This window comes from Streptomyces tendae (assembly GCF_008632955.1).
Taxonomy (GTDB): Bacteria; Actinomycetota; Actinomycetes; order Streptomycetales; family Streptomycetaceae; genus Streptomyces.
On sequence record NZ_CP043959.1, the window covers coordinates 2731168 to 2744230 of the forward strand.

At 72.2% G+C, this 13063-nt stretch carries 9 protein-coding genes and 2 pseudogenes; 5 read left to right on the forward strand and 6 right to left on the reverse strand.

Annotated elements, in window-relative coordinates:
- Window positions 1–155: 155 nt before the first annotated feature.
- The 4 genes and pseudogenes from F3L20_RS12675 to mgt all read left to right on the forward strand — a co-directional run bounded on the left by F3L20_RS12675 (window position 156) and on the right by mgt (window position 4709).
- Entirely contained in the window at window positions 156–1094 is a 939-nt protein-coding gene (locus F3L20_RS12675) for a carbohydrate ABC transporter permease (RefSeq protein ID WP_150154458.1), read from the forward strand.
- Window positions 1091–1924 (forward strand): carbohydrate ABC transporter permease, encoded by an 834-nt coding sequence (locus F3L20_RS12680; protein ID WP_150154460.1) that lies wholly within the window; start codon window positions 1091–1093, stop codon window positions 1922–1924. The genes F3L20_RS12675 and F3L20_RS12680 overlap by 4 nt, the downstream gene beginning before the upstream one ends.
- Window positions 1924–3209: pseudogene (locus tag F3L20_RS12685) on the forward strand (ABC transporter substrate-binding protein). Before F3L20_RS12680 ends, F3L20_RS12685 begins: the two are co-directional and overlap by 1 nt.
- A gap of 301 nt (window positions 3210–3510) precedes the next feature.
- Window positions 3511–4709: pseudogene (gene mgt / locus F3L20_RS12690) on the forward strand (macrolide-inactivating glycosyltransferase).
- A 136-nt stretch (window positions 4710–4845) separates the two neighbouring features.
- On the opposite strand, the gene F3L20_RS12695 reads toward mgt, so the two are convergent.
- Window positions 4846–7098 (reverse strand): MMPL family transporter, encoded by a 2253-nt coding sequence (locus F3L20_RS12695; RefSeq protein ID WP_150154461.1) that lies wholly within the window; start codon window positions 7096–7098, stop codon window positions 4846–4848.
- A 393-nt stretch (window positions 7099–7491) separates the two neighbouring features.
- Between F3L20_RS12695 and F3L20_RS12700 the strand changes: the two genes are divergently transcribed.
- Window positions 7492–8040, forward strand: coding sequence for a DUF1697 domain-containing protein (locus F3L20_RS12700; RefSeq protein WP_150154463.1), 549 nt, complete (start codon window positions 7492–7494; stop codon window positions 8038–8040).
- A gap of 9 nt (window positions 8041–8049) precedes the next feature.
- Here the strand turns inward: F3L20_RS12700 and F3L20_RS12705 are convergent, their stop codons facing one another.
- The 5 genes from F3L20_RS12705 to F3L20_RS12725 all read right to left on the reverse strand — a co-directional run bounded on the left by F3L20_RS12705 (window position 8050) and on the right by F3L20_RS12725 (window position 13062).
- Entirely contained in the window at window positions 8050–8787 is a 738-nt protein-coding gene (locus F3L20_RS12705; protein ID WP_167534517.1) for a sirohydrochlorin chelatase, read from the reverse strand.
- 10 nt (window positions 8788–8797) lie between these two features.
- Window positions 8798–9700: an ABC transporter permease gene (locus tag F3L20_RS12710; protein ID WP_150154467.1), complete on the reverse strand. Its 903-nt coding sequence runs from the start codon at window positions 9698–9700 to the stop codon at window positions 8798–8800.
- Complete coding sequence (locus F3L20_RS12715) at window positions 9687–10475, reverse strand: ABC transporter ATP-binding protein (protein WP_150154469.1); 789 nt, start codon at window positions 10473–10475, stop codon at window positions 9687–9689. The genes F3L20_RS12710 and F3L20_RS12715 overlap by 14 nt, the downstream gene beginning before the upstream one ends.
- Window positions 10476–10480: 5 nt before the next feature.
- Window positions 10481–11614: an aliphatic sulfonate ABC transporter substrate-binding protein gene (locus tag F3L20_RS12720; protein WP_150154472.1), complete on the reverse strand. Its 1134-nt coding sequence runs from the start codon at window positions 11612–11614 to the stop codon at window positions 10481–10483.
- Between the two features lie 116 nt (window positions 11615–11730).
- Window positions 11731–13062, reverse strand: coding sequence for a sulfate adenylyltransferase subunit 1 (locus tag F3L20_RS12725; protein WP_150154473.1), 1332 nt, complete (start codon window positions 13060–13062; stop codon window positions 11731–11733).
- Window position 13063: the final 1 nt, after the last annotated feature.

Consider the following 13063-nt stretch of genomic DNA (forward strand, 5'->3'; position numbering starts at 1 on the left):
AGCCCGCCGCGCCGTCGGCCGCCGCCCTGCGACGGCCCTTCGCCGGTCAGTCTCGCATTCGTACAGGTCGGGTGGTGTGCGCGGGCCCTTGACGGGGGATGGCAGGTTCACGACCATGACCGGGCCCACCCTCACCGTTCAAAGGGGCTGATGCCGTGACGTCGGTGACCGAGGCGAGGAGATCCGAGCCCCGCGCGCCCGACCCGGGCAGCCCCGTGCGGCGCGCCGCCGGTCACGGCCCGTGGTTCCTGGTGCTGCCCGCGCTGATCCCGATCCTGGTGCTCAGCGTCGGCCCGCTGCTCTACGGCATCCTGCTGGCCTTCACCGACGCCCAGTCGGGCCGCACCGAGCCGACCCGCTGGATCGGCACCCTGAACTTCCAGGACCTGCTCCAGGACACCCTTTTCTGGGAGTCGTTCCGCATCGGCCTGGTGTGGGCGGTCGGCGTGACGGTGCCGCAGTTCTTGCTGGCGCTCGGCCTCGCCCTGCTGCTCAACCAGGACCTGAGGCTGCGCTGGGCGGCCCGCGCCCTCGCCATCGTCCCTTGGGCGATGCCGGAGGTGGTCGTCGGCATCATGTGGCGGATCACCTACAACCCGGACGCCGGCATCCTCAACGAAACCCTGCGCGACCTCGGGTTCGGCGGCGACCGGGACTGGCTGAGCGGGCTCGCCACCGCCCTGCCCGCGGTGATCGTCGTCGGTGTGTGGGCGGGCATGCCGCAGACCACGGTGGCGCTGCTCGCCGGGCTCCAGAACACCCCGCGCGAGCTGCACGAGGCCGCCGCCGTGGACGGCGCCGGACCGTGGCGCCGCTTCCGCACGGTCACCTGGCCCGCCCTGCGGCCCGTCGCCCTCGCCATCACGGCGCTCAACCTGATCTGGAACTTCAACTCCTTCGCACTGGTCTACGTGCTGACCAACGGCGGCCCCGGCGGACGCACCCGGCTGCCCATGCTGTTCGCCTACGAAGAGGCCTTCCGGTACGGGCAGTTCGGCTACTCGGCCGCCATGGGCTGCGTCATGGTCGCCGCGATCTCGGTCATGCTGGCCGTCTTCCTCGCCGGCCGGCTGAGGGGAGCCGACGAGACATGAGGACCCGCACCGCCGCCCGCGCCGGCCAGTACGCCGCGCTGCTCGCCTACCTGGTCTTCCTGGCCTTCCCGCTCGTCTGGCTGGCGTCCACCGCGTTCAAGCCCCCGGCCGAGCTGGCCGGGCTGCACCCCACCTGGGTCCCGAAGGACCCCACCCTCGCCAACTTCCGGCAGGCCTTCGACGAGCAGCCGCTGCTGCGGGCCGCCCTCAACTCCCTGCTCACCGCCTCCGCGGCGGCGGTCGTCGCGGTCACCGTGGCCACCCCGATGGCGTACGTGACGGCCCGGCACCGCACCGCCCTGGGCCGTGCGACGACCGGCTGGGTGGTGGTCAGCCAGGCGTTCCCGTTCGTGCTGCTGATCATCCCGCTGTTCCTGGTGCTGAAGAACCTGCGGCTCATCGACTCCCTGCCCGGCCTGGTGCTGGTCTACGTCGTCTGGGCGCTGCCCTTCGCCCTGTGGATGCTCACCGGGTACGTCCGCGCCGTGCCGGCCGAGCTGGAGGAGGCCGCGGCCGTCGACGGCGCCGGGCGGCTGCGCGTCCTGGTGTCGGTGACGGCGCCGCTGCTCGCGCCGGGGATCGCGGCGACCGCGCTGTTCGCCTTCGTCACCGCGTGGAACGAGTTCTTCTTCGCCCTCGTCCTGCTGAAGACGCCGGAGCAGCAGACCCTGCCGGTGCTCCTCACCCGCTTCATCGGGGCCGAGGGGGTCGCCGACCTGGGCCCGCTGGCGGCCGCCGCGTTCCTCGCGACGCTGCCGTCCCTGCTCGTCTTCGCCCTCATCCAGCGCCGCATCACGGGCGGCGTGCTCGCCGGGGCGGTGAAGGGCTGATGACCACCCGCACCAGGATGCTCGTCGCGGCCCTCGCACTCGCCCTGCTGCTGGCCGGCTGCTCCTCCGGCGGCACCCGCGACGACGGCCGGATCACCCTGCGCTTCCAGTCCCTGGCCTGGCAGCAGGAGTCGGTCGAGGCCACCAAGGAACTGGTCGCGGAGTGGAACGCCGCCCACCCCGACGTCCGGGTGGAGTACGTCCAGGGCAGCTGGGACAGCGTCCACGACCAGCTCCTCACCTCCTTCGAGGGCGGTGCGGCCCCGGACATCGTCCACGACGCCTCCGACGACCTCGCCGACTTCGCCTACGGGGGCCACCTGGCCGACCTCACGGACCTGCTGCCCGAACGGCTCAGGTCCGACATCCCGCCGCTCGCCTGGCGGTCCGTCACCTTCGGCGACGGCGTCTACGGCGTCCCCTTCCTCCAGGAGCCGCGCGTGCTCATCGCCGGCACCGCCCGGCTGAGGGAGTCCGGGGTCCGCGTCCCGACACCCGCACACCCGTGGAGCTGGGCGGAGTTCCAGCAGGTGACGGAGAAGCTGTCGGGCGACGGCAGATACGGCGTGGCCTGGCCGCTCAAGGAGCCGGTGTCCGCCACGCTCAACCTGTCCCTCTCCGCGGGCGGCCGCCTCTTCCACCGGGACGCCGACGGCAAGGTCACCGTGCGGTTCGAGGACGGCGACGAGGTCGTCCCGCGCACGATCCACGAACAGGTGAACAGCGACCGCAGCGCCTCACCCACCACCCTCGGCAGCGGCGGCTCCGACACCCTGCCCGGCCTGTTCGCGGGGAAGTACGCGATGGTGCCGCTCGGCTTCTCCTACCGCCAGCAGATCGTCCAGCAGGCACCCAAGGGCTTCGACTGGCAGGTGCTGCCCGCACCTGCCGGGGCGGGCGGGCTCGCCCAGGGCGTCAGCCCGCAGACGCTCTCCGTCGCCGAGGACTGCCCGCACAAGAAGGAGGCCGTCGCCTTCCTTGACTTCCTGCTCCAGCCGAGGAACATGGTCCGCCTCGCGCTCGGCGACTGGATGCTGCCCACCGGCCGCCAGGCCCTCGCCGACCCCGCGCTGCGCACCCCCGAGCACGGCTGGGCCACCGGCACCGCCCTCGCCGCCCACCTCCGCCCGGCCCCCGCCCAGTCCGTACGGGGCTACCCGGAGTGGAAGGACAAGGTCGCCACCCGGCGCTCCAGGAGTACTACAGCGGCGCGATCGGCCTCGGCGAGCTGCGCGCCCGCCTGGAGGACGACGGCAACCTGGTACTCGCCCGCTACCAGAGGTGAGCCCTTCGGCGGGGCCGCCGTCACCGGGCGGCGCACGCGGGCACGGCCGCCCGGCCGCGATGCCCGGCCGAGGAGCCCGGCCGGGCGCGGGGGAACGGGGCTCCGGCGCGCACGGTCGGCCGCGGAGCGCTCCGCGGCCGACCGTCGGAGCACGCGGTCCGCCTCCCGGCCGCCCCGACGGCGCTGGCGCTCGGCGCGGGCGTGCGGGCACCCGCCCGGTCCCGCAAGGGGAGACGGCTCCCCCCACCCGCCACCGGTTAACCAGTTGCACGAGACGTATCGTCTCGCCTACGGTCCTCGTATGACCGCACCCGCGCACATCGCCATGTTCTCCATCGCCGCCCACGGGCACGTGAACCCCAGCCTCGAGGTGATCCGCGAGCTCGTGGCGCGCGGCCACCGGGTGACCTACGCGATCCCGCCGCTCTTCGCGGAGAAGGTCGCCGGGACGGGCGCCGAACCCAGGCTGTGGAACTCCACCCTGCCCGGCCCCGACGACGACCCCGAGGACTGGGGCACCACCCTCCTCGACAACGTCGAGCCCTTTCTCGCGGACGCCATCCAGGCGCTCCCGCAGCTCATCGAGGCGTACGAGGGCGACACCCCGACCTCGTGCTGCACGACATCACCTCCTACCCGGCCCGCGTGCTCGCCCACCGCTGGAGCGTGCCCGCCGTCTCCCTCTCACCGAACCTCGTCGCCTGGGACGGCTACGAGAAGGAGGTCGCCGAGCCGATGTGGGAGGAGCCGAACAGGACCGAACGCGGCAAGGCCTACCAGGCCCGTTTCCGGGCGTGGCTGGAGGAGAACGGGATCACCCTGAGCCCGGAGGACTTCGGGGGCCGCCCGGACCGCTCCATCGTGCTCATCCCGAAGGCGCTCCAGCCGAACGCCGACCGCGTCGACGAGACGGTGTACTCCTTCGTGGGCGCCTGCCAGGGCGATCGCGACGCCGAGGGGGACTGGCAGCGGCCCGCCGGGGCGGAGAGGGTCGTCCTGGTGTCGCTCGGGTCGTCCTTCACCAAGCAGCCGGCCTTCTACCGGCGGTGCGTCGAGGCGTTCGGCGGACTGCCCGGCTGGCACCTGGTGCTGCAGATCGGCAGGCACGTCGACCCCGCCGAGCTCGGCGACCTGCCGCCGAACGTCGAGGTGCGCTCCTGGGTGCCGCAGCTCGCGATCCTCAAGCAGGCCGACCTGTTCGTCACCCACGCCGGGGCGGGCGGCAGCCAGGAGGGCCTGGCCACGGCCACCCCGATGATCGCCGTACCGCAGGCGGTGGACCAGTTCGGCAACGCCGACATGCTCCAGGCGCTCGGAGTGGCCCGGCACCTGCCCACCGAGGAGGCGACCGCCGAGGCGCTGCGCACCGCCGCCCTCGCCCTCGTCGACGACCCGGAGGTCGCCCGCCGCCTGAAGAGCGTCCAGGCGGAGATGGCACAGGAGGGCGGCACCCGCAGGGCCGCCGACCTGATCGAGGCGGAACTGCCCGGACGGAGCTGAGGCGCGGGGCGAGGGCCGCCGCGCGACGGCGGTGCCGGGCCACGCGAACGGCACCGAACGCACCGAACGGCTCCGAACGACACGGCGAAGGGCCCGGCGGTGGCAGCCGCCGGGCCCTTCCCCCTGTCCGTGCCGGTCAGACCGGCACCTTCTCGCCCTCGTCGTCCTTCGCCCGCGGCGTCGGCGCGAGCGCCTCCGGCGCCTCGTCGTGCGTCAGGTCGGGCAGCCGGCGCAGCCACGTCGGGAAGTACCAGTTGCGCTCGCCGAGCAGCGACATCACCGCCGGGAGCAGCACGCCCCGGATGACCGTCGCGTCGATCAGCACCGCCGCCGCCAGGCCCACGCCCATCTGCTTCATGGACTGCATGGACAGGGTGCCGAAGATCGCGAACACGGCGACCATGATGACGGCGGCGCTGGTGACCACACCGGCCGTGGTGACCACCCCGTGCCGGATCGCGTCCCGCGTCTCCAGCCCCCGCGCCCGCGCCTCCCGGATCCGGGAGACCACGAACACGTGGTAGTCCATCGACAGGCCGAACAGGATCACGAAGAGGAACAGCGGCAGCCAGGTGATGATGGCGCCGACGCCCTCCGCGCCCACCAGGGACGCGCCCCAGCCGTGCTGGAAGACCGCGACAAGGATGCCGTACGCGGCGCCCACCGACAGCAGGTTCAGCACGATCGAGGTGACCGCGACCGTCAGCGAGCGGAACGACAGCAGCATCAGCACGAAGGCGAACACCACCACGAACGCGAACACCGGGACCACCGAGCCGACCAGCTGGTCGTTGAAGTCCTTGTTGCCCGCCACCTGACCGGTGATCGGCGCCTCGATCCCGTCGACCTTGCCCAGCGTCGCCGGACGCACCTCGTCGCGAAGCTTCTCCAGGCTCGCGCCCGCCGCGTCCTGGTCGGAGCCGCCGACCAGCGGCACGTACACGAAGGCCAGGTTCTGCTGGTCGTGCAGCTTGATCTCCACCGGGCCGCGCGAGGCGCCCGAAGCGACCGCCTGCGCACGGAAGTCGGCGAGCGCCGCCTTCACCTCGGGCGCGTTGATGTCGTCGGCCTTGACGACCACCTCGGCCGGCTCGGAACCGCCCGGGAACGCCTCGTTGACCCGGTTGTACGTCTGCACGATCGGCAGCGAGTCGCCGAACTCCTGGTCCAGCGTGAGGTTCTCCGTCTTCATGCCGAGCGCGGGCGCGGCCACCGCGAGCAGCGCGCCGGCCGCCACGACCACCGACAGCACCGGACGGGCCAGCACCCGCTTCAGCACGGCCGACCAGAACCTGCTGTCGTTGCCGGCCCCGCTGCGACGCCGGCGCAGGAACGGCAGCCTGCCCTTCTCGACCCGCTCGCCCAGGAGCGACAGCAGCGCGGGCAGCACGGTGACGGAGCCGACCATGGCGACCGCGACCACCATCAGCGAGGCCAGACCCATCGCCTCGAACTCGGCGATCCCGGTGAACAGCATGCCCGCCATGGCCACGCACACCGTGACACCCGAGACGACGATCGCCCGGCCGCTGGTCGCGGCGGCGATCCGCAGCGCCGTCTGCGCGTCCCGGCCGGCCGCCCGCTCCTCCCGCTCACGGCGCAGGTAGAACAGGCAGTAGTCGACACCCACGGCCAGACCCACGAGAAGCATCACCGAGTTGGCGGTGTCGCTCATCGGCTGGAGGTGGCTCACCAGTCCCATCAGACCCATGGTCGCCACGATCGCGGTGATCGCCAGCGCCACCGGAAGCAGCGCCGCCACCAGCGCGCCGAACGCGATCAGCAGGATGCCCAGCGCCACCGGCACCGCGGAGTACTCCGCCTTCTTGAAGTCGTCGCCGAACGCGTCGTCGAACGTCTTCATCATGCTGGCGCCGCCGATCTCCTCGATCCGCAGCGACCCGTTCTCCTTCTGGACGTCCGCCACCGCCTCCAGCACCGGCTCGACCCGCTCACCCGCCGTCTGCGGGTCCCCGCGCATGTCGAACTGGATCAGGGCGCTGCGCCCGTCCTTCGAGATGGTGTCGCTCTCGTACGGCGAGGTGACGTCCGTGACCTGGCCGGTCTTCTCCACGGCCGTGACGACCGCGGCGACCGCCGACCGGAACGCCGGGTCGGTGGCCTTCGGTCCGTCGCCCTTCGCCTGGACGAGCACGCTCTCCCCGGCCGGCTCCTCGATGCCGGCGTCCTCGACGATACGGGCCGCGGTGGCGGTCTCCCCCTTGAGCTGCTCGCTCTCGTTCACGTCGACCCGGCCCGCCGCCGACCCGAGCCCCATCGCCAGCACCACGAACAGCACCCAGATCCCGACGGCCGCCCAGCGGTGCCGGGCGCTCCAGCCGCCGGCCCGGGCGGCGAGGCCCCGTACCCGCGCGTCTCCGTTCCCCATGACGGGTTCGCTCCCTCGTATGCGGCAGCGACCCCCTGCCGCCACCTGACGTTTCGAAGGTATGGGCCGGGCCGGCGCGTCTCGTCGTGCTGTCCGGTGAAGCCGCGGGGCCCGCCCTCATCCCCCCGGCTCGGCCCTCCTCCCCACTGGGGAGGACCGTGGCCCCCTACACATGTCCGGGACGTCGGGCCCGCGGATCAGGGTCCGGGGCCGCCCGCACCGCGACCCGGGCGTCCCCTGCGCCTTTCCGCAACTTTGTTGAACAAGTCACAGCAGCGTGTTCAGGTTGCTCCGGGCCCGCCCGGTCGGACAGAGTTGCGGGGCCCGCCGCGCGCGTGGCCCGGCCGTCGTGCCCACCCCCACGGGGCACGACGGCCGCTCTACAGTCGGGGCATGGCGAAGAGATACGCGGCACTGCTGCGCGGCATCAACGTGGGCGGCGGCAGAAAAGTCCCGATGGCCGAACTGCGCGGACTCCTGGAGAGCCTCGGCCACGAGGACGTACGCACCCACCTGCAGAGCGGCCAGGCCGCCTTCACGGCCGACCACGGCGACGAGGAGTCGCTGGCCGCCGGGATGTCCGGAGCGCTGGCCCGGCACTTCGGCTTCGACGTGGACGTGATCGTGCGCGACCACACCTACCTCGAGGGCATCGTCGAGGCGTGCCCCTTCCCGGCCGCCGACCTGCAGCCCAAGCAGCTCCACGTCACCTACTTCTCCGCGCCCGTCACCGACGAGCGGTTCGCGGAGATCGACCGCGGGGCGTACCTTCCGGAGGAGTTCCGCCTCGGCGACCGTGCCCTCTACCTGTACGTCCCCGACGGACTCGGCCGCTCCAAGCTCGCCGAGTTCCTGTCCAGGCCCCGCGTCAACAAGGGCGTCGTCGCCACGAGCCGCAACTGGAACACCGTGGTCAAGCTGGTGGAGATGACCGAGGCCTGAGCGGCCGGCTCAGGCCCCCAGCGCCGTCAGCACCGGCGTGCGCGCCGCGTCGTAGCGCGCCAGGAGCACCTGGGCCACCTCCGGTGCCGGGCCCAGCACGTCCGCGAGGACGTCCGCCCCGGCCGCGCCCCGGGCGATCCGGTCCGGCAGCCGGCCGGGAGCCAGCACGTACGGCGCCACGGCGACGCGGGCGCAGCCGAGCTCCCGCAGCTCCCGCACCGCCTGCTCGGTGCGCGGAAGGGAAGCGGAGGCGAACGCAGGCCGCACGGCGCACCAACCGGTGTGCCGCCACTCCCGCGCGACGTCTGCGATCACTGCGATCGCCTCCGGGTCGGAGGACCCCGCCGAGGCCAGCACGACCCCGGTCGAGGACTTGTCGGCGGGCGTCAGGCCCGCCTCGTACAGCCGCCGCTCCAGCGCCGCCAGCAGCAGCGGGGACGGTCCCAGCACCTCGGCCTGGCGGATCCGCAGCCGCGGCGGGGCCTCGGCCAGCACCGCGGGGATGTCCGCCTTGGCGTGGAACGCCCGGGTCAGCAGCAGCGGCAGGGCGACCACGTCCCGCACGCCCTCCGCGTCGAGGGACTCCAGCACGCCGTTCACGGACGGCACGTTGAAGTCCAGGAAGCCTGTCTCGACCCGCAGCCCGGGCCGCAGCGCGCGCACACGGCGCACCAGTTCGTGCACGGTCGCGGCATGCCGCGGATCGCGGCTGCCGTGGGCGACGACGAGAAGGACGGGACGACGCATGGCGGGCACCTCAGCTCTTCACCAGCAGTCCGCGGGTGCGCAGGACGCGGCGTTCGAGGGGGCTGAAGATGAGCAGGTCGATGGCGATGCCGACGGTGAGGATGAGGAGGATGGCTTCGAAGACCATGGCCATGTCGCTGGCGTTGCGGCCGTTTTCGAGGAGTTGTCCGAGGCCGACGCCGAGGTCGGGGAAGGAGGCGATGATCTCGGCGGCCATGAGGGAGCGCCAGGAGAAGGCCCAGCCTTGTTTGAGGCCGGCGACGTAGCCGGGGAGGGCGGCGGGCAGGGTGATGTGCCAGGTGCCTTTGATGCCGGTGGCGCCGAGGGTGCGTCCGGCGCGCTGGTAGAGGGGCGGGATTTGGTCGACGCCGGAGAGGAGTCCGTTGGCGATGGAGGGGACGGCGCCGAGGAGGATGACGGCGTACATCATCTGGTTGTTCAGGCCGAGCCAGATGACGGCGGGCGGGACCCAGGCGACGGAGGGCAGGGACTGCAGTCCGGACAGGATCGGGCCGATCGCGGCGCGGATGAGTGTGACGCGGGCGAGGAGGAGGCCGAGGGGGGTGGCGATGAGCAGGGCGAGGCAGAAGCCGAGCAGGCCGCGGGAGACGGAGGTCCAGATGTAGCCGAGGAGTTCGCCCTGCAGCCAGGCCTTTTCCAGGACGTGCCAGACGTCGGCGGGTGCGGGGAGCTTGGTGGGGTCGTCGACGACCTCGAAGGTGACCAGCGACTGCCACACGGCCAGCACGAGCGTCACGGCGACGACCGGGGGGAGGATCTTCTGGGTGAACGTCTCACGGAACGGCTTGCGGCTGGTCTGCACGGTCTCCAGCGCGTCCAGCCCGGCTTCGAGTCCGGCCAGGTCGCCGGCGCCGTCCCCGGCCGTGGCGGGGGTGGTGTCAGTGCTGGCCATGGCGGCGGATCTCCCCACGGAGTTGTTCGGTGATCTCGACGGACAGTTCCGCGACGGCGGTGTCCTCGATGCGGCGGGGGTGGGGGATGTCCACGGTCCACTGGTGGGCGATGCGTCCGGGGCGGGAGGACAGCAGTACGACGCGCTGGGCGAGGCGGACGGCCTCGCGGACGTTGTGGGTGACGAACAGGACGGACAGGCCGGTCTCGCGCCAGATGCGGGTGAGTTCGTCGTGCAGGACGTCGCGGGTGATGGCGTCGAGCGCGGCGAAGGGTTCGTCCATCAGCAGCAGCCGGCTTTCCTGGGCGAGGGCGCGGGCGAGGGCGACGCGCTGGCGCATGCCGCCGGACAGTTCGTGCACGCGCTTGCCGTGGGCGCCCTTCAGCCGGACCAGTTGCAGCAGTTGTTCGGCGCGGTCGCGGCGTTCGTTCTTGGGGGTGCCGCGGAGTTTGAGGGCGAGTTCGATGTTCTTGCCGGCGGTGAGCCAGGGGAAGAGGGCGTGTTCCTGGAACATCAGGGCGGGGCGGCCGTCGGTGGTGATGGTGCCCGTGGTGGGTTTGTCGAGGCCGGCGGTGAGGTTGAGGAGGGTGGACTTGCCGCAGCCGGAGGCGCCGAGGAGGGTGACGAACTCGCCGGGGGCGACGTCGAGGGTGATGTCGTCCAGCACGAGCTGCTGCCCGGCGGGACCCGCGAACGACTTCGAGACGTGCTCGACACGGGCCGCGTGCGTCACCGACTGCGTGTCGTCGGCGGCCTTGGCGAGGGTCGTGGCCATGGTCGTCACCTCCTGGGTGCGTGCGTGATCCGGGGCTGGGCGGTGCCGAGTCCGGCGTCGTCGACGGGTGGCCGGCCGGCCGCCTCCAGGACCTTGCCGAGCACGGAGAGGTCGTAGATCCCCTTCAGGTCCGGCTGTTCCAGCAGGCCCGCCTCCACGGCGTGACCCGCCTGCGTCCTGAGGGTCGCGGCCAGCGGGTCGTCGAGGAACGTGATCGACTCCCAGGCCGGGTCGAGGACGTCGGCGGGCAACTGCGTGCCGGTGTCGGCGGCCAGCTGCTCGTTGGCGGCGGCCTTCGCCTCGTCCGGATGCGCGTTGATCCACCAGTTGCTCTCGACCGACGCCCTCAGCACCGCCTCCACGGCCTTCGGGTGCTTCTCCAGGAACTCCTGGCGGACGACGATGTTCGTGATCACGAACTTCTCGTCCGGCCACAGCGAGGTCTCGTCCAGCAGGACCTTGCCGCCCTGGGCGACCAGCCGGGAGGCGGTCGGCTCCGGCACCCAGGCCCCGTCGACGGAGCCGGACCTGAAGGCGTCGGGGGTGACCTTGTTGTCGCTGCGGACGACGGTGACGTCGCCCTTGCCGCTCTGCGGGTCGACCGTCCAGCCCTGCCGGGCCGCCCAGTTGAGGAAGGCGACGTCCTGGGTGTTGCCGAGCTGCGGGGTCGCGATCCGCTTGCCCTCGACGTCCTTCAGCGACGTCACCTTGTCCGGGTTCACCACCAGCTTCACCCCGCCGGACGCCGAACCGCCCACGATCCGCAGGTTCTTGCCGCCGGACTTGGTGTAACCGTTGATCGCGGGGGAGGGGCCGATGAAACCGATGTCCAGGGAACCGGAGTTCAGCGCCTCGATCTCGGAGGGGCCCGCGTTGAACACCGCGTATGTCGCCTCGGTTCCCCCGAGTTCCTTCTGGAAGAACCCTTTGCGGGCGCCGACCAGCGCGGTGGCGTGGGTGAGGTTGCCGAAGTAGCCGATCCGCACCGAGTCGAGACCGTCGGTCTTCTTCGCTCCCGCGGCCACCCGTACCGTGTCGTCGTCCTTCGCCTGCGACCCGTAACCGCAGGCGGCCAGGGCCAGCAACGGCAGCGCGGCCGTCACCGCGAGGGCGCGGCGCAGGGCGGTCGTGGCAGGCAAGGGGACGTTCCTCTCGGTGGCGGCCCTGCGGTCACGCCCGGGTGGAGCGTGGCGGGGCCGTCGGCGGGTCGGGGTCGGCGAGGGCGGGACGAAGAAGGGCCGAGGTCAGCGGGTGGTCAGAAGTCCCATCCGTCGTCGTCCCCGTCCTTGACGGGGTCGGGGGTGGCGAAGGACTCGCCGACCATGCCCGCGGTGAGCGTGGTGCCGTCGTGGGGGTCGATCAGGATGAACGATCCGGTGCGGCGGGAGTCGGCGTAGGTGTCGGCGGGCAGCGGTTCGGCGGTGCGGATGGTGACCCGGCCGATGTCGTTGGCGTTCAGCCGGCCCGGGTGGGGGTGCAGGGACAGGTCGTCCAGGGTGAGCCGGGAGGGGATGTCCTTCACGATCGCCTTCACCGTGCGGGTGCCGTGCTTGATCAGGACCCGGTGGCCCACCGTGAGCGGCTCGTCCGCGACGTGACACACGGTCGCTTCGAGGTCCTGGGTGGTGTCGGGGGCGTCCCTGGCGGGGACGATCAGGTCGCCGCGGGAGATGTCGATGTCGTCGGCGAGGAGCAGGGTCACCGACTGTGGTGTCCAGGCGACGTCGACGGGCTTGCCGAGCAGGTCGATGCCGGTGACGGTGGTCGTCCGGCCCGAGGGCAGGACGGTGATCCCGTCGCCGACGCGGAAGGTGCCGGCGGCGATCTGCCCGGCGTAGCCGCGGTAGTCGGGGTGTTCGGGGCTCTGCGGGCGGATCACGTACTGCACGGGCAGCCGGGCGTGGCAGCGGGTCAGGTCGTGACTGACCGGCACCGTCTCCAGGTGTTCCAGGACGGTGGGGCCGCCGTACCAGTCCATGTGCGCGGACGGTTCGACCACGTTGTCCCCGGCCAGCGCCGAGATCGGTATCGCGGTGACCTCCGGGACGCCCAGCTCGGTGGCGTAGGCGGTGAACTCCTCGGCGATCGCTGCGAAGACGGGCTCCTGGTAGCCGGCCAGGTCCATCTTGTTCACCGCGAGCACGACGTGCGGGACGCGCAGCAGCGCGGCGATCGCGGCGTGGCGGCGGGTCTGCTCGACCACACCGTTGCGCGCGTCGACCAGGATCACCGTCAGCTCGGCCGTCGAGGCACCGGTGACCATGTTCCGCGTGTACTGCACATGCCCGGGGGTGTCGGCCAGGATGAACCGCCGCCTGGGCGTGGCGAAGTACCGGTAGGCCACGTCGATCGTGATGCCCTGCTCCCGCTCCGCCCGAAGACCGTCGGTCAGCAGCGCGAGGTCGGGGGCGTCCTGGCCACGGCTGGCGGAGACGCGCTCGACGGCCTCCAGCTGGTCGGTGAGCACGGACTTGGAGTCGTGCAGCAGCCGGCCCACCAGGGTGGACTTGCCGTCGTCGACGGAGCCGGCGGTGGCGAACCGCAGCAGGGTGGTGGCCGAGAGTTCCTCGGTCGTGACGGTGCTCATG